At 33.3% G+C, this 17,434-nt stretch carries 13 protein-coding genes; 4 read left to right on the top strand and 9 right to left on the bottom strand.

Annotated features, from left to right (window positions below):
• Positions 1–24 precede the first annotated feature (24 nt).
• Together EAH81_RS22895 and EAH81_RS22890 are read left to right on the top strand one after the other, a co-directional pair.
• Complete coding sequence (locus EAH81_RS22895) at positions 25–2,370, top strand: S9 family peptidase (protein WP_140511327.1); 2,346 nt, start codon at positions 25–27, stop codon at positions 2,368–2,370.
• A gap of 268 nt (positions 2,371–2,638) precedes the next feature.
• Positions 2,639–3,595, top strand: a complete 957-nt coding sequence (locus tag EAH81_RS22890; RefSeq protein WP_140511326.1) for a phosphoribosylaminoimidazolesuccinocarboxamide synthase — start codon at positions 2,639–2,641, stop codon at positions 3,593–3,595.
• A 111-nt stretch (positions 3,596–3,706) separates the two neighbouring features.
• Here EAH81_RS22890 and EAH81_RS22885 read toward each other — a convergent pair whose 3' ends face one another.
• Positions 3,707–4,246: an SRPBCC family protein gene (locus EAH81_RS22885; protein ID WP_140511325.1), complete on the bottom strand. Its 540-nt coding sequence runs from the start codon at positions 4,244–4,246 to the stop codon at positions 3,707–3,709.
• Positions 4,247–4,601: 355 nt separating this feature from the next.
• Here EAH81_RS22885 and EAH81_RS22880 point away from each other — a divergent pair, with 355 nt between their 5' ends.
• A complete protein-coding gene (locus EAH81_RS22880; RefSeq protein ID WP_140511324.1) occupies positions 4,602–4,982 on the top strand; it encodes an ankyrin repeat domain-containing protein in 381 nt (126 codons plus the stop codon).
• A gap of 328 nt (positions 4,983–5,310) precedes the next feature.
• Here the strand turns inward: EAH81_RS22880 and EAH81_RS22875 are convergent, their stop codons facing one another.
• The 8 genes from EAH81_RS22875 to EAH81_RS22840 all read right to left on the bottom strand — a co-directional run bounded on the left by EAH81_RS22875 (position 5,311) and on the right by EAH81_RS22840 (position 16,121).
• On the bottom strand, positions 5,311–5,913 hold the full coding sequence (locus tag EAH81_RS22875) for a DUF2238 domain-containing protein (protein ID WP_140511323.1): 603 nt from the start codon (positions 5,911–5,913) through the stop codon (positions 5,311–5,313).
• A gap of 136 nt (positions 5,914–6,049) precedes the next feature.
• Positions 6,050–9,148, bottom strand: coding sequence for an efflux RND transporter permease subunit (locus tag EAH81_RS22870; RefSeq protein WP_140511322.1), 3,099 nt, complete (start codon positions 9,146–9,148; stop codon positions 6,050–6,052).
• Positions 9,149–9,229: 81 nt separating this feature from the next.
• On the bottom strand, positions 9,230–10,495 hold the full coding sequence (locus tag EAH81_RS22865; RefSeq protein WP_140511321.1) for a carbohydrate porin: 1,266 nt from the start codon (positions 10,493–10,495) through the stop codon (positions 9,230–9,232).
• Positions 10,496–10,499: 4 nt separating this feature from the next.
• Positions 10,500–11,585 carry an efflux RND transporter periplasmic adaptor subunit gene (locus EAH81_RS22860; protein WP_140511320.1) on the bottom strand — a complete coding sequence of 362 codons (1,086 nt, stop codon included), beginning with the start codon at positions 11,583–11,585 and terminating at the stop codon, positions 10,500–10,502.
• A gap of 12 nt (positions 11,586–11,597) precedes the next feature.
• Positions 11,598–12,845: a TolC family protein gene (locus tag EAH81_RS22855; protein WP_140511319.1), complete on the bottom strand. Its 1,248-nt coding sequence runs from the start codon at positions 12,843–12,845 to the stop codon at positions 11,598–11,600.
• 84 nt (positions 12,846–12,929) lie between these two features.
• Positions 12,930–14,291, bottom strand: a complete 1,362-nt coding sequence (locus EAH81_RS22850) for a sensor histidine kinase (protein ID WP_140511318.1) — start codon at positions 14,289–14,291, stop codon at positions 12,930–12,932.
• Positions 14,288–14,968, bottom strand: a complete 681-nt coding sequence (locus EAH81_RS22845; protein WP_140511317.1) for a response regulator transcription factor — start codon at positions 14,966–14,968, stop codon at positions 14,288–14,290. The genes EAH81_RS22850 and EAH81_RS22845 overlap by 4 nt, the downstream gene beginning before the upstream one ends.
• 64 nt (positions 14,969–15,032) lie before the next feature.
• Positions 15,033–16,121 (bottom strand): M42 family metallopeptidase, encoded by a 1,089-nt coding sequence (locus EAH81_RS22840; protein ID WP_140511316.1) that lies wholly within the window; start codon positions 16,119–16,121, stop codon positions 15,033–15,035.
• A gap of 81 nt (positions 16,122–16,202) precedes the next feature.
• Here EAH81_RS22840 and EAH81_RS22835 point away from each other — a divergent pair, with 81 nt between their 5' ends.
• The gene (locus EAH81_RS22835; RefSeq protein ID WP_140511315.1) at positions 16,203–16,877 is read left to right on the top strand and encodes a DUF4294 domain-containing protein; all 675 of its coding nucleotides are present in this window, start codon (positions 16,203–16,205) and stop codon (positions 16,875–16,877) included.
• Positions 16,878–17,434 lie beyond the last annotated feature (557 nt).

The raw sequence follows: 17,434 nt of genomic DNA, 5'->3' as shown, positions 1-17,434 counted from the left end.
TTGTTTTCTCAAAATAACATTACCATGACAAAAAACATTTTTATTCTTGCCTTTTTAATTCTTTCTATTTCGGGCAATAGCCAAACATTGAAGTTAGAAGAAATAATGAAAGGGGAATCTTTTATTGGAAATCAACCAACAAACGGACGCTGGTCTTTGGACGGTAAAAAAGTATATTTTGAATGGAATCCAACGAATGATATTGACGCAAATACATATTTATGGCAAAAAGGAGCTGCAAAACCTGTTTTGACTGAACCAAAAGAAGCCGCTTTTTCTAAACTTGATTTCAAAAGAAAGCCAAATTCTGATATTGTATATTATATTGATAACGGTGGTTTGTATTCTTATACCGTAAGTACAAAATTGGTAAAGAAAATCATTCAGCAAAGTAATCCAATTTCAAATATTGATTTAGGAACAACGGCTGGAATTGTATTTTTTGAGCAGAACGATAATATCTTCAAATACAATGCTAAAGAAGGAACCGTTTTGCAAATAACGAACTTTAATAAAGGAACTAAAAAAGAAAAAACTTCGGATAAAGACTCGTTTTTAGTTACTCAGCAAAAAGAATTATTCCAGTTTATTAAAGACAAAGAAGCAAAAAAGCAATGGAATCTTGCTAAAAGCAAAGCTGTTAAATCTGATTTTGCAAAAGAATATTTTTATGGCAAAGACAATCTTTATAATCTGAAAGCAAATCCAAATGGAAATTTTGCCACTTTTAGTTTAGTCGAAGAATCTGATGTCAAAAAAGAAAAAATGGAAGTTTTTATAACGGATGATGGTTATAATCAAACTCCGGATACTAAAGAAAAAGTTTCTACAGCAAATTTATTAAAAACGAAATTCGGAATTTATTCTGTAGCAAAAGATACTGTTTATTACGTTAATTTTTCGACTTTAAGTCATATTCAGGATACGCCAAAGTATTATGAATCTTATGATAATCTAAAAAATAAAGCCAAAGAAGACAGGGTAATTAGCACTCAGGCGCCTGTTTATAACGAAGATGGATCGTTGGCAATTGTCGATATCAGAAGTCAGGATAATAAAGACAGATGGCTTGTGAGTTTAAATCTTGAAAACGGAACTTTTAAAGAAATTGAACATCAACATGATGATGCGTGGATTGCCGGTCCGGGGATTCCGTCGTATTCTTTTGATTCGGGTGTTCTTGGTTTTCTGGCAGATAATGAAACGATTTATTTCCAGTCTGAAGCTACAGGATATTCACATTTATATACTTACAATGTAAAGTCGAATAAAAAAATACAATTGACCAGTGGAAATTGGGAAGTTCGTGAAGTAACCTTATCTAAAGATAAAAAGACATTTTATTTAACAACGAATACTACGAATCCCGGAAATAGAAATTTCTACAAATTACCTGCTATTGGTGGTACTTTAGAACCAATTTTGACGAAAGATGGTGCACATGAAGTAGTTATTTCAGCAGATGAAAAATCGCTTTTAGTACGTTATTCGTATAAAAATATTCCATGGGATTTTTATATTGCCGAGAATAAAAAGAATACCACATTACAGCAAATTTCTTCTTCACCTTCTGAAAGTTTCAAGCAATATAAATGGAGAGAACCGGAGGTAATTACTTTCAAAGCACAAGACGGAACTCCTGTAAATGCCAGATTATATGTGCCAAAAGCTGAAAATGCAAATAAAGCTGCGATCATTTTTGTTCACGGCGCGGGTTATTTGCAAAACGCACATAACTTTTGGAGTAATTACTACAGAGAATATATGTTTCATAATTTGTTGACAGATTTAGGATATACAGTTCTCGATATTGATTACAGAGGAAGTGATGGTTACGGGCGTGATTTTAGAACTGGAATTTACCGTTTTATGGGAGGAAAAGATTTGTCTGATCAACTTGACGGAAAAAAATATTTAGTTGAAAAATACGGAATCGATACTAATAGAGTAGGGATTTATGGTGGTTCTTATGGCGGATTTATTACGCTAATGGGAATGTTAACGACTCCTGGTGAATTTAAATCAGGTGCGGCTTTGCGTTCCGTTACAGATTGGGCACATTATAATCATGAATACACAGGGAATATTTTGAATTTTCCTGAAACAGATCCTGAAGCTTACAAAAAAAGTTCGCCTATTTATTTTGCTGATAATTTAAAAGGAAATCTGGTTATGCTACACGGAATGGTCGATGATAATGTTGAGTACAAAGATATTGTGCGTTTGTCACAGCGTTTTATAGAATTACAGAAAAAGAATTGGTCTCTTGCTTCGTTTCCGGTAGAATCACATGGTTTTAAAGAAACCTATTCCTGGATTGATGAATATAGCAGAATTTTAAATTTATTTAATTCGACACTTTTGAAATAAGTTTTCGGTCGCAGTCTCAGTCTTCAGTCACAGTTTTCAGTCACAGTTTACAATCTCAGTTTTTAGTCGCAGTTTGAACTTTTGAGTGAATTATGTTAAAATGTAGGTTAAAGCTTTGTGAAAGCTTTAAAATTTTGACAAAGCTCACGCAAAGACTTTCACTGAAAACTGAGACTGCGACTGAAAACTAAAAACTAAAAACTTTCTTGCTTGCTCTTTTAATTAGTTTTAAATTTGCAATCGTAAAAAACAACACAACACTAGGATAATGAGTAATACAATTACAACTACAAATTTTAATTTCCCAAATCAAAAGTCAGTTTACCGCGGAAAGGTTAGAGAAGTTTACAATATTGATGACGAACTTTTGGTAATGGTTGCAACGGATAGACTTTCGGCGTTTGATGTGGTTTTACCAAAGGGAATTCCATACAAAGGACAAATTTTAAATCAGATTGCAACAAAATTCATGGAGTTAACTCAGGATATTGTTCCAAATTGGTTAATTGCAACTCCAGATCCAAACGTAGCTGTTGGGCATTTATGCGACCCTTTTAAAGTAGAAATGGTTATTCGTGGTTATGTTTCAGGTCATGCTGCACGTGAATATGCTGCTGGAAAAAGACTGATTTGCGGAGTTACTATGGCAGAAGGTCTAAAAGAAAATGATAAATTCCCGGAACCTATCATTACACCAACTACAAAAGCAGATAATGGTTCTCATGATGAAGATATTTCTCGTGAAGATATTTTGTCTAAAGGAATCGTTTCTGAAGAAGATTATCTAATTTTAGAAAAATATACTCGTGCTTTATTCCAACGAGGAACTGAAATTGCTGCAAGCCGTGGTTTAATTTTAGTAGATACTAAATACGAATTTGGAAAAACAAAAGATGGAGTTATTGTTTTGATTGACGAAATCCACACACCGGATTCATCTCGTTATTTTTATGCTGACGGATATCAGGAAAGACAGGAAAAAGGAGAGGAGCAAAAACAATTATCAAAAGAATTTGTACGTCGTTGGTTGATCGAGAATGGTTTTCAAGGTCAGGACGGACAACAAATTCCGGATATGACAGAGGCTTATATCGAATCAGTTTCTGAAAGATATATTGAGTTATTTGAAAATATTTTAGGAGAGAAATTTGTAAAAGCTGATATTGATAATATCGACGAACGTATTGAGAAAAACGTAGTAGAATATCTTAGTTTTAAAAAATAGATTTTAGATAAAGATTTCTTTTTATAAAAGATAAAAGAGTTTTAGCCACAGATTAAAAGAGGAAGCAGATTTTTAAGAATCATTCTAATCTTATAATCTGTGGCTATTTTTTTATTTCTCCATATGTGCTTTTAAGTTTTCGAGACCTTTATCTAAATCTTTCCCAATCATTGTATCCATATTCATCATGGGCATCATAATATTCATGGGATAAGGAAAAACGCCATTGATTCCCCATTTTACTTTAGTTTGATTTCCTGATACTGCTTCTGTCGACATAAAACCTACCGCAGTATCATCCATTGGTTTTTTAAAACGTAAGGCAAAGTCGATGCGCTTTCCTTCTGTTATCTTTGTGATTTCCTGTTCGCCAACGCCAACTTCTTTTACATCACTTTCCCAAGCCGATATTGAACCTACAGTTCCATCAGTTCCTTTATAGGTAGATTTCATTTTTGGGTCAATATTAGCCCAAACGCTAAATTGATTTTGGTTCTTTAGATATTTCACATAATTAAAGACACTATCAACTGGTTTGTTTATTGTGATCTCTCTTTGTATTGCATAATCTTTTGGCATAAAATACGCTGCAATTAATACGATAGATACAATAAGGATTAATACGATCAGAATTCCTTTAATAAATTTCATTTTCTGTAGTTTTAAGGTTAAAAATTGCTTTCTGTTCTGATTAGATATTCTTTTTTAGTCAAATTTTAAAGTAAAGTTATAAAACTAAAGCCTTGAATTTGTTGGGTTTAAAATTTTTTGATGAATTTTTTATATTTTTTTCGATTTTAGTGTAACATATTAATGTTTGTAGCGTCTATTAGTAAAGCAAGTTGAAATTTTGGAAACGTTAAGTTTTAAAATGTAACCCATTTATTAACTGAATGTTAAGAATTAGTTAAAACACAGTACCTTGCATTACATATTACAAAAATAGAAGTACCTTTACATAGAAATTAAAAATCATCATTATCAATCAATTAAATAATCAATCAACATGAAAAAATCAGTAATTATCTTAGGAGTAGCTTTAGTAGCATTTGCAAATGTTTCAATGGCATCAAATCACAAACTAGTTGTGAAAAATGGAGTTGAATTTTCAAGATCTTTTGTATCTCCATTAAACGTGGCAGTTAGCAAAGGAGACATTGAAATCGTGAAAAAATTTATCGAGTACGGAGCTGATGTAAATCAGATATCTGAAGATATGTCACCTTTAATGGTTGCAGCTCGTTACAACAAAGTTGAAATTTTAAAAGTATTATTAGCTAGCGGCGCACGCCCAAGCGATAAAAACGATAAAGGATATACTGCATTAAAATATGCACAATTATCTAATGCAACAGATGCAATTGCACTTTTGAAAGATTTAAAATAAACGTTTTTGAACTAAAAGTTTAAAAGAGTTTTGAGTTAGTAATTGAAACGACCTTCCTTGAGCAGAAGGTCGTTTTTATTTTATATAAGTTGGAGGAAACTATTTTTAACACATAGAGATATAGCTTTTGAAAACTAAAAAAGTAGGCGTTTCACTTTTTTCACACTATGCGTTAGAAACTTGTTTCTTTTAATCTCCTTTTATTGCATGAAGAAAAACTATGTTTCTATGTGTTAAATGTTTTTTTACGTCTACAATAAAGCAACGGAGTAATCACACTTAATGATTAATAGATAAATTGGGTACAGGTAATCAATTGCGATAAAGATTAAAAATTGATTTTCTGAATTTGTTTATCCTGAATTTTGGAGAATATAATTAGTCCAACAATTGCTCCAATAGTTGCAAAAAGCATATCAGATTGTGTGTCCCAAACATATCCCTGCGTTCCTAAAAATGCGTCTCCACCGTCTCCGGTTGCAAGCGAAACAAACCATTCTATAAATTCGTATGCAGCGCTGATTGCCAAACAAATACATACAATAATAAAGTTGAAGAAGCTTTTATTATTAATTACTTCCTTACGAATAAAAAGCTCCCTAACAATCATGGCAGGAACTAATCCTTGCGCAAAATGTCCTACTTTATCATAATTGTTTCTGCTTTGATGAAATATTTCTTTTATGTAATCAAAAAATGGAACTTCGGCATACGTATAATGTCCACCGATGAATAAAATAATACAATGTATTAATATCAAAGTATAGGTAAAATTTGTAAATCGGAATTTTTTAAAAGTAAAAACTAAAATTAAGAAGCCTATAATTGCGGGAATAACTTCAAGAAAACAAGTAAGTCCTTCTTTTGGATTTATAATGGAGAGTAACAATGAAATTGTAAAAATAGCGAGTAGAGAATAGATGTATTTCATGAATCAGATTTTACTTATTTAATCTGCAATATATCAAACTTCGAGTTAATGAAATCAAAAAAGCACCATTAAAATAATGATGCTTTTTCTTTAACCGAATCAAATTAATTTAACCAATTAATCAATCTTAAATATTTTACTCAATTTTTACGTTTTTTTTACGGTTGAATACCCAAAAGAGAATCGGGAAGACCAATAAGGTTAGAATCGTTGCCGTAACCAAACCACCAATAATAACAATTGCCAATGGTTTTTGTGATTCAGAACCAATTCCCGTAGAGATCGCTGCTGGCATTAAACCTATCGACGCCATCAAAGCTGTCATTACTACGGCTCTTGTTCTTGCTTTTACTCCCATGAAAATGGATTCTTCGAGCGTGAATTTTGCCTTCAGGTTATGATGAAATTCTGATATCAGAATAACTCCGTTTTGAATACAAATTCCGAGTAAGGCAATAAAACCAACACCGGCCGAAATTCCAAAATTCATTCCAGTAAGGTGCAAGGCAATGATTCCTCCAATAATAGCAAAAGGAACATTGGCTAAAACTAAAAGCGAATCTTTAATATTTCCGAATAAAATAAACAACAGAACAAATATCCCAATTAAACTGATTGGAACCACTTGCGCCAAACGAGCACTGGCACGAACCTGATTCTCAAATTCTCCTGTCCAGCCTGTGGTATAACCTGTAGGCATTTTTAATTCGGCCACTTTTTTCTGAGCTTCGGCAATTGTACTTCCTAAATCCCGATCACGAACAGAGAATTTTACTCCAATAAAACGTTTTGTATTATCTCTATAGATAAATGCGGGTCCTGTAACGGTTTTAATGTCGCAAATTTCTTTAAGCGGAATTTTTACACCGCTTATTGTTGGTACTTTAAGTTCGGCAAGATCAACTTCGTCTTTACGGTATTCTTTTAGGAAACGGACTCTTACATCGAATTTTTTCTCATCTTCATATTTTTGAGTGGCTGTTTTTCCTCCAAAAGCTAATTCCAGAACTGCCTGAGCATCACTCAAAGTAACTCCATAAGCTGCCATTTTTTCTCGATCTAAAATCACACTAATTTCTGGCTGACCAACATTTCTAAGAATCCCGGCATCTTTTATTCCGGGAATATCCTTGATTTTTGCCAGAACTTCATTTGATAATTCATCCAGTTTATCAAGATCGTCTCCGTATATTTTTACTGCGTTTGAAGCTTTAAAACCAGCCACAGATTCCGCAACGTTATCAATAACAGGTTGCGAATAATTATAAGTAATACCTTGATGAACTTTCAGTTTTTGATCCATTTCATTGATCAATTCATCCATATTAATTTTTCGCGTCCATTCTGATTTAGGTTTCAAATCTACCTGAAGCTGAATAAAACCAAAACCATTCGGATCTGTTCCATCGTTACTTCTACCAGTTTGGGACAATACATTTTTTACTTCGGGAAAACTTTCCAGATCTTTTCGAATCATTGATGCTGTTTGCACACTTTCAGGAAGAGAAGTACTCATAGGCAATTCAGCCGTTACCCATAAAGCGCCTTCATTTAATTGAGGTAAAAATTCAGTTCCTAAAAAAGTGGCCGAAAAGAAGACCGCAACCAATAAAGCCAACGAAGCAATTAGCGTTTTTGCTTTATGTTTGAATGTCCAGGCAAAACCTTTACCAACAATTCGGTCCCAAAAATTCACAAAAGGATTGTGTTTCTCTTTTACATTTTTATTCAAAAGAATATGAGATAAAACAGGAACCAATGTCAAAGTAAAAAGTAATGCTCCCATTAAGGCAAAACCAAGAGTAAAGGCGAGAGGAGAGAACATTTTCCCTTCTACTTTCTGAAATGAAAATATCGGTAATAATGCGGTAATGATTATTAATTTAGAAAAGAAAATAGCTTTACCCATTTCAGTTCCAGTTTTTTTAATCAAACTTCCTTTTGCAATTTTATTATATTTCGCCATTCCAAGTTGATGTGCCCGATGATCAAGTACTACAAACAAACCTTCGACCATAACAACTGCTCCATCAATAATAATCCCAAAATCGACCGCTCCCAAACTCAGTAAGTTGGCGCTCATTCCCATCATTTTAAGGCATAAAAAAGCAAATAATAAGGATAATGGAATAACGATCGAAACGGTGAAAGTAGTTCTCCAATCCGCCATGAAGAGAAATACGACACAAGTAACCAGAATAATTCCTTCGAATAAATTATGCATTACCGTTTCGGTTGTGAAATTCATCAGATTATCACGATCGTAGAAAGTTTCAATTTTTATATCCTTTGGTAGTACATTATCATTTAAATCTTTTATTTTGTCTTTAATTAATGCTAAAGTTTCCTGAGCATTTTCGCCTTTTCGCATTACGACAATCCCTTCGACAGCATCGTCATTTTTGCCAATTCCGGTTTGACCAACTCTTGGCATGGAACTTTCATAAACAGAAGCAACATTTTTTACCAAAATTGGATTTCCGTGAGCATCATCAACAATAATATTTTCGATATCCGGAATTGATTTTAAAAGCCCAACACCACGAACCACAAAAGCTTGTCCGTTTTTTTCGATTACATCTCCGCCAACATTTAAGTTTCCAGCGTTTACAGCATTATAAACTTGTAGCGGCGTAATATTATATTTGGCAAGTTTAATTGGATCAACTCCAACTTCATACGTTTTTACCTGACCACCAAAAACATTCAAATCGGCAACACCAGGAACAGAGCGCAATTGTTTGTCAATAATCCAGTTTTGATACGTCAATAATTCTCTACTATCTCTACTGTCACTTTTAACGATGTATCTGAAGATTTCTCCCGTAGGTCCATAAGGTGGCTGAACATCAGGCTCAACATCATCTGGAAGTGAAACATTCTTCAATAAATTATTAACCTGTTGACGTGCAAATGTATCATCAACACCATCATCAAAAATAATTTTGATTACAGATAAACCAAACATCGTAATACTACGAACACTGGTCTTTTTTTGCACCGAATTCATTGAGATTTCAATAGGAGAGGTCACAAAACGCTCTACTTCCTCGGCACTTTTACCATTCCATTGTGTGATAATGATAATCTGAGTATTGGTTACATCAGGAAATGCGTCAATAGGCATATTTTTGAAAGAAATAAAACCGGCAACAGCCAATATTCCCACCCAAAAAAATGTAAATGCTTTATTCTTAAGGGAAAAAGCAATAATATTTCGTATGAATTTGTTCATTTTAAAAAGTATTTTTAATGATGAATTTTTATTTTTTTAAATTTATTTTGAGCATAAATGTTTCTAACAAAAATTGTGTAATTAGAACTCTATGTGAAAGCGTAATGCTAAAAATTGAATAGGACCGCGATCTTTATTGTATGAGGGATTCATTGCAAATTGATAATCCGGTGAAAGTGTAATATGAGTATTCGGAATTAAAAAGGAATAAAAAACTTCTGCAATTTGTTCTACGCCGTAATTTAAAGTTCCGTCACCAATCATAAATCCATCTCCACCAAGTTTTTGATATTTTTCATGTGAATTTGATAATCCGTTGGCGACAACTGCAATTCCGGCAAAATCATCTTTACGGTTCCACATTTTTCCTTTTAGGGTAATACCTAATTGTGCCGATCTGTCGATTTCTGTAAATGCCCAGGTTTCATTTTTACCATCGTTATAACTTATTCTTCCAAAAAGTCCCCAAGTATCTCGGTGCGTATAATCCATATTTAAACCGATACCATATTTTGTACGACCATTTTGTCTTGTACTTTTAATATCCGGAATTGTGGTGATATTTGAGTTCGCTTCATTATAATTTCCCATTCCTGCAACATTTCGAAATCCTAATAATTTAATATTGGCGGAATCATTATTTTTAAAAATTATTTGTTTCTCAATTTCGACATTGATAGCATTCGAATTCTTAAACCTAAACTCGACATTTGGACCATTTGCATACGTTGGTAAAGCGGTCAAAGAGGCTCGTACTTGCCAGCTATCAAATTGATAGTTAACATATAATCCATCTGTATATCCTCGGGTATTTGCAGCATAATCCCAAGCTCCATATGTCATTAATGACCAGTTTAGAAATTGTGTTCTGGGATCATGTGAGTACGTATTATCATCGAAATAATCTGATAGTCCAAACTTTCCAAAAACCAATTGCAATTCGTTATTATTTTTAAACTCAAATTTTTGTTCCAAAAGCATTCTCGCAACATAAACGACAGGTTTTGTATCACCAATTCTAAAGGTTTCCCCGTTAGGAAAACCACCTAATCCTTTGGCTTGGGACAAACCTTCGCCTCCTGACATTTCGGGATTAAAAGTTGCAGTTGCACCTTTCCAAAGCGGAACATTTAGATATAAAGTTGATGTCAATGATAAGGCACTTTCTTCTTCGGGATGCATACTATTCGTTCCTGAATAGTTCGCATGAAAAGCGGGATGATATTGATAAATAGAGGTCATTTGAAATTTCAGACTATATTTTCGTATCGAATCTGTTTCTTGTGAAAATGATAGCGCTGAAAAAAACAACGTTGCAAAACTCAAAATATTTACAGATTTTTCCATCTTGCTAGTCGTTTAAAGCGCGATAAATAAATAGCTGATTGTTGGTAATAACTTTTTCATTCTCTTTTAAACCTGTCGAAATATAGGTTGTGTCACCAACAACTCTGTACACTTCAACTTGTCTGGTTTCAATATTATGGCGGTCCTTAAACACCATTACAAAATTTTTACTTTTGTCAAAAACAATCGCTTTACTAGGAATTGCAATCATCGATTTATCTTCATTAAAAGACAATTTGATACTCGCATTCATATCAGGTTTCAACATATAACCCGGATTTTTCAATTTGATACGGGCTTGCATCGCTTTAGTTTCCGGATCAATTACGTTGAAGATTTTATCTACTTTTCCTTTAAAAACTTTATCAGGATAACTTAAAGTGGTTACATCAGCATCGATTCCCAGTTTTACTTTATTGATATCCATTTCGTTAATATTAGCCATTGCCCAAACTTCACTGATCTCGGCAATATCAAAGATGTTTTCAGAACGATCATTACGCAAAAGCATATCCTGATTGATACTTTTTTGAATAATAAAACCACTTATTGGCGCTGTTACTTCGTAAATAGATCCTGCTTTAATATTATATATTTTGTATGTTTCCTGAATTTTATTCAGCTGAGATTGCGCTTTATTAACTTCTGATTTTGCCTGAAGAACATCACTTTCCGAATTTAATTTTCCATCAAATAATTCCTGAGCAACTTTCAAACTATTTTTGGCAACCAGCAAATCACTTTTAGCATCAATCGCTTGCTTTTCAAAATCGGCAATATCAGTACTTCTAATTGTCGCAAGAACTTGTCCCTTGTTTACATAATCTCCAAGTTCTACATTTACTTTTATAACGCTTCCTCCAACAAGCGGATATACATCGATGGCTTTATTATTATCGGCAGTAATTTTTCCATAAAAACTCAACTGATTTTTTACCGGCTGATTTTGAGCTTCTGCCATTGTCGTTGTTTTTAGCATTGCATCACTTAAAGCAAACGAGGCATTTGTATCCGGATTTTCAACTTCCTTTTTGCAGCTTACAAAAGATAGACTTACGATTGCAATTGCTATGATTAGTTTATGTTTCATCTTTATTTGGTTTTAAAATAAGTCTTTGTTGATTGTACTGTTTAATTCTTCGCCTGAAAGCACTACTTTTTTCTTTAATTCATTTACCTGAATTGAAGCCTGATTGTAGCTTTCCATAAAATCAGTAAATTCTAATAAACTAATATTTCGTTTCTGAAAATTGTTTAGAATTCCATTGTAAACCGCTTCAAAATCTGAATTTACAGTTGGTTTTATAACCACGTAGTTTTTACGGGATTCGTCCCATTTATTCCATGCCGATGTTATTTCGGTTTGCAATTGCAGCTCAAAACTTTGTTTATCAACTTTAGATTGTTCCAGAATGGTTTGAGCGTATTTAATATTTCCTTTGTTTTTATTCCAAAGTGGCAGCGGAATTCCAAGTGTCAGATTTGCTTCTTTATTAAAAGCACCACTTCGCTGATCATAGTTTGCACCAACAGTAATATCAGGAATAGAAAGTGATTTTTGCCATTTTACATTCAATGTATTGGCGTCTATTTCTTTTTGTTTAGCCAAATAATCCGGACGATTGGTTATCGCATCACTTTCAAAAGACTTTAAATCAAAAGCAATAGTTTTCAAATATTTGTTGAATTCAGCATCAGATACATTTGGAACCACTGTTTCGGTTTCGTTCAATAGCAATTTTAAATTTGCCTGTTCCTCAATATTATCATTTACAACTTCCATTCGTTCATTTTTAAAATTTAGATACAAAGACTGCAAACGAACTAAATCTCTTAAAGGAATATTTCCTTTTTGAACCTGAACAGAGTAGGAGTTGATTAAATCTTCAATGTGCGCAATCTGTTTATCTGTAGTTTCGAGATTCTTAGTATTGTAGTAAACCGTATAAAAACTTTTACGAAGCTGCAATTTTAATGTCCTCAGTAAATCATTGAATTGCAATTCTGCCAATTGTTCATTGGTTTGAGCCAGCTTTACTTCATTTCTTTTTTTACCGCCTAAGTAAATTAGCTGTTCAATACCAAATGCTTTTTGACCATCCTTTCCAATATCAAAATATTGGTTTCTTTCTGGATTATAAGCATTCAATTCTGCACTAATTGTGGGGTTGTCCCAGATGCGAGCCTGAATAGTTAGTGCCTTCGAAGCATCAATATTATATTGAGATGCCAACAAAAAAAGATTCTTTTTAAGAAACTGGCTCTCACAATCCTGAAGAGTGACTGTTTTTTGAGCTGTTATTGCCTGATTGAACAATACAAGCAATAGGAATGCACATAGTTTTCTCATTGTATCAAATTTATTTTATACAAATATGCTATCAGCAGACTTTAAGAAACCTTAAAATCTACCTTAAAAATACCTTAAAATAAATTATAAATGAAAAAATAACTGAAATAAATTCGTGTTAATATCTGTAGACGTGTAAGTTATGGTGGCGTTATGAAGATTTAGTATGCGCTGAACAATACGTAATCCTAATCCAAAACCAGAAGTTCCCTTTGCATTTTCGCCACGCATAAAGGGCTGGAAGATGTTCTTCTGTTCCGTCTCGCTTAAGGTTTTACCGGTATTTAAGATCGAGATAATAAGTTGTTTATTTTTAGTACTAATTTTTACTTTGGCTTGTTTATTGTCAGAGTAGACACAAGCATTTTTTAAGACATTGCTTAAGGCAATTTCCAGAAGGTTCTTATTTCCTTTAATTTCTAAGGCAGTATCTAAATTGTCATTTTCTTCTATTTCAAATAAAACAACGAAATCCGGAAAGCTTTTATTTAATTTTTCAATTGCTGAAAACAGAATTTCATCAATACGGTGAACTTCGTTGTTTTGGAAGCTTTTAGTATCAATTTTAGACAAAACAAGCAATGAATTAATCAATTCCGTTAATTGATTTACATCTGATAAAATTGTTTTTAAAAACGATTTACTTTCTACGGGAGTTTTGGCATCAGCAACAATATTCTCTATTTGCGAAGTAATTCTGGAAAGCGGAGTTCTAAGCTCATGTGAAGCGTGCGCTGTAAATTCCTTTTGCTTTTGATAAGAAACCTCGATTCGGTCCATCATAAAGTTAAATTCATTTGCAATCAGATCAATCTCGTTCTTATTGCTTTTCGACGCAATACGAGTGTCAAGATTATTCTCGTTTATGTTTTTAATTTTCTGATGAAAAGAACTTAACGGATTCATGGCTTTTTTGACGGTAAACGAAGTAAGAACCCAGCAAATACAAGTAAAAAAGATATAAGAAATTACCAAAGTGTATCTCAAGAACAAGAGTTTTCTTTGACCATAATCATCTGTTGCAGATATTAAAGCATAAAAATCCCTGTCTTTAGTATCATAAAAAACACCATAAACCTCATAGTTTCCTTGTTGTTTAAAGAAAGTTTTATGCTTTTGAAGGTACTTTAAATCATCAATAGACCAATTAATTTTGGCATCGTCAATACTACTATATATAAGTTTATAGTTAGAATCAAATACCAGCGTTTTCTCGTCATATAATTTATTGATCGAATTTTGATCGATCATTTTCAAAAGCTGATCGTCGACTTCTTTTACATTCACAAGAAGTTTAATATTCGAAAGCGCTTTTATTTCCAGTCGGTCGCGAAATTCTTCCTTTCTAAAATTAGAATACAAAACAAATATCAAAGTAGAAGCCAACCCAAAAAGGATTGTAAATAATAAACTAACTAGTAATGATATCCGATTCTTTAAAGTCATTCCTGATCGCTTAAGTAATATCCGTATCCAATTTTGGTCCGAATAAGTTTTGTTTCGTGGTCTTTGTCAATTTTTTTTCTTAGAAAGTTAATATAAACCTCAATCGTATTTTGATTGGTTTCAATGTGATAATCCCAAAGTTTTTCGGCAATAAATTGCTTAGACAATACTTTTCCTTTGGCATGAGCCAAAATCAAGATCAGTTTAAATTCCTTTGGAGTAAGTTTTATTTCTTCGCCAGAGCGATAAACTTTCATATCATCTTCTAAAATCTCTAAATCCTGAATCAATATTTTTTTCTCACTTTGCTGCGGAATATCTTTTCGTCTTAATAAAGAAGAGCTTCGGGCGTATAATTCTTCAAAATGAAAAGGTTTTACCAAATAATCATCTGCGCCATTATCAAAAGAAGCAAGTTTATCTTCGATTTCGCTAAAAGCCGTCAGCATAATTATTGGCGTCTTTTTATCAATTTCCCTAATCCCTTTGCAAACCTCAATACCATTTGTTCCGGGAACATTTATGTCCAGAATAATTAAATCATATTCATAAGGAAAATACTTTTTCAATAATAAAGAACCATCATAATAGGGGAAACACTCGAATTCTTTTGAAGTAAAGAACGCTGAGATTTCTTTGGATAAAGTAAAATCGTCTTCGAGTAATAGTAGCTTCATATTTTTTTAGTAATCAAATCGGTTATTACTAAAATAACCGATTTGATGTTTTAAATTCTAATTTTTATTTAAAATAAGAAAAATTTTCATTGTTTTCAATCTTCAATAATGACTCATAAATCAATTGAATCACATTTTCAACATCATCTCTATGAACCATTTCTACAGTCGTATGCATATAGCGCAAAGGCAAAGAAATCAACGCCGATGCCACACCGCCATTACTATAAGCAAAAGCATCAGTATCAGTTCCCGTAGCTCTTGAAGTTGCATGACGCTGAAAAGGAATTTTGTTTTCTACCGCAGTATCAACAATTAAATCACGAAGTCTGTTTTGAACCGCTGGCGCATAAGCAATAACAGGACCTTTCCCCATTTTAAGATCACCTTCGACTTTTTTATCGATCATTGGAGTAGTGGTATCGTGGCAAACATCAGTCACGATAGCAATATTTGGTTTGATCGTGTGAGCAATCATTTCAGCACCACGTAAACCAATTTCTTCCTGAACTGAGTTGACAATATACAAACCAAACGGAAGTGTTTTTTTATTTTCCTTTAATAAACGAGCCACTTCAGCAATCATAAAACCGCCCATTCTGTTATCAATCGCGCGACAAACAAATTTGTTCTCGTTCAAAATCATAAACTCATCAGGATATGTAATCACACAGCCTACATGAACGCCCATAGCTTCAACTTGTTCTTTGGTTTCACAACCCAAATCAATAAAGATATTGCTGATTTTTGGTGATTCTTCCTTATCACGTAATCTGGTGTGAATTGCAGGCCATCCAAAAACACCCTTTACAATTCCTTTTTTAGTATGAATGTGAACCCTTTTTGAAGGCGCAATCTGATGATCAGAACCACCATTTCGGATAACATACAATAAACCATCATCCGTAATATAGTTTACATACCAGGAAATTTCATCGGCATGACCTTCAATTACAACCTTAAAAGGCGCATCAGGATTAATAACTCCAACAGCCGTTCCGTAAGTATCAGTGATAAAAGTATCAACGTAAGGCTTTAAATAATTCATCCAAAGTTTCTGACCTTCACTTTCATAACCAGTCGGTGAGGCGTTATTTAGGTAGCTTTCCAGGAAAGCAATAGACGTATCTTTTAAGATAGATTCAGTACTCATAAAAATATTTTTTTGCTAATTTATAAATTTGGTATTAGAGTTGTGTATAAATATATAATTTTACATTTAAATTATGACTCAATGAGATTTACCTACATTATTTTATTCTTTATATTGATTTCGTTTACAAGCCAGGCTCAGGTTACTCCAAAACCAAATCAGGAAATGGGCTATGTCTTAACCGAAAATGATTCTATCTTAAATGATACAATTCAGTTGCCAGAGATTATCATTTCTAAGGAAAAGTTAGATCCCGAAGCACAAAAGCAATTCCTTATCCTTCAAAATCGGGTTTTTAAAGTCTATCCTTATGCAAAACTTGCAGCAGATCGTCTTACAGCATTAAATCAGGGAATGGCACGTTTGAAAACCAATCGCGAAAAGAAAAAGTATTTTAAGATCGTTGAAGATTATCTTAATAACGAATTTGAGGACAGATTAAAGAAGTTGTCACGAAGACAAGGTCAAATTCTTGTCAAATTAATCAACAGACAAACCGGAATTACGACTTATGAATTAATCCGAACCTTAAAAAGCGGGTTCAAAGCCTTTGTTTCTAATACAACCGCCAATTTATTTGACATAAGTCTAAAGAAAGAATACAAACCGTATGAAGTAAACGAAGACTATCTAATAGAAACCATTCTTCAGCGCGCATTCGAGTCTGGCCGACTAACGAGTCAGAAACCTGCAACTCCTATAGATTATAATGATCTAATGAACTTCTGGGAAGAAAAAGCTAAAGCTGCAAAGTAAAAATAATTCACTCCTTATATATAAGGAAAGATTCGATACCCAACCCGATAGATTTTCAAAGTCTGTCGGGTTATTTTTTATACCTATATATAAGGAGTGCTTTTTCATCCGCCAAACCCGACAGACTTTGAAAACCTGCCGGGTTTATTTTTTGACACCTATATATAAGGAATGTTTTTCATCCGCCAAACCCAACAGACTTTGAAAACCTGCCGGGTTTACTATATAGGTATGATTTTGGAATTTGGGATTTCAGACTTGGAATTTGAATAAGATCAGGAGCTATTTCCCGCTATCCACTACAATCTTTTGCTTTTTAAAGGAAAAAGCAAAAGGATTTTCGTTACTATCGGGGCTAGGGCAGCAGTTTCCAGAAGAATTTCCGGGATAAAATCACCGCAAAACCAAAACTCTGCGCCTTCGCTCCCGTCCCGAAGTTTCGGGATCGGGATTGCGCGATTAACCAAAACACCAGCAAAATGAGTCTTTGCGTCTTAGTGCCTTAGCGGCAACCCCCCGTAAAACAAGCAAAACCCCAAAAGCAACAAAAAACTTTC

Origin of the sequence: Flavobacterium pectinovorum (assembly GCF_006438875.1) — a bacterium.
Taxonomy (GTDB): Bacteria; Bacteroidota; Bacteroidia; order Flavobacteriales; family Flavobacteriaceae; genus Flavobacterium; species Flavobacterium pectinovorum_A.
This window is presented reverse-complemented; position numbering and strand designations above follow the sequence as displayed.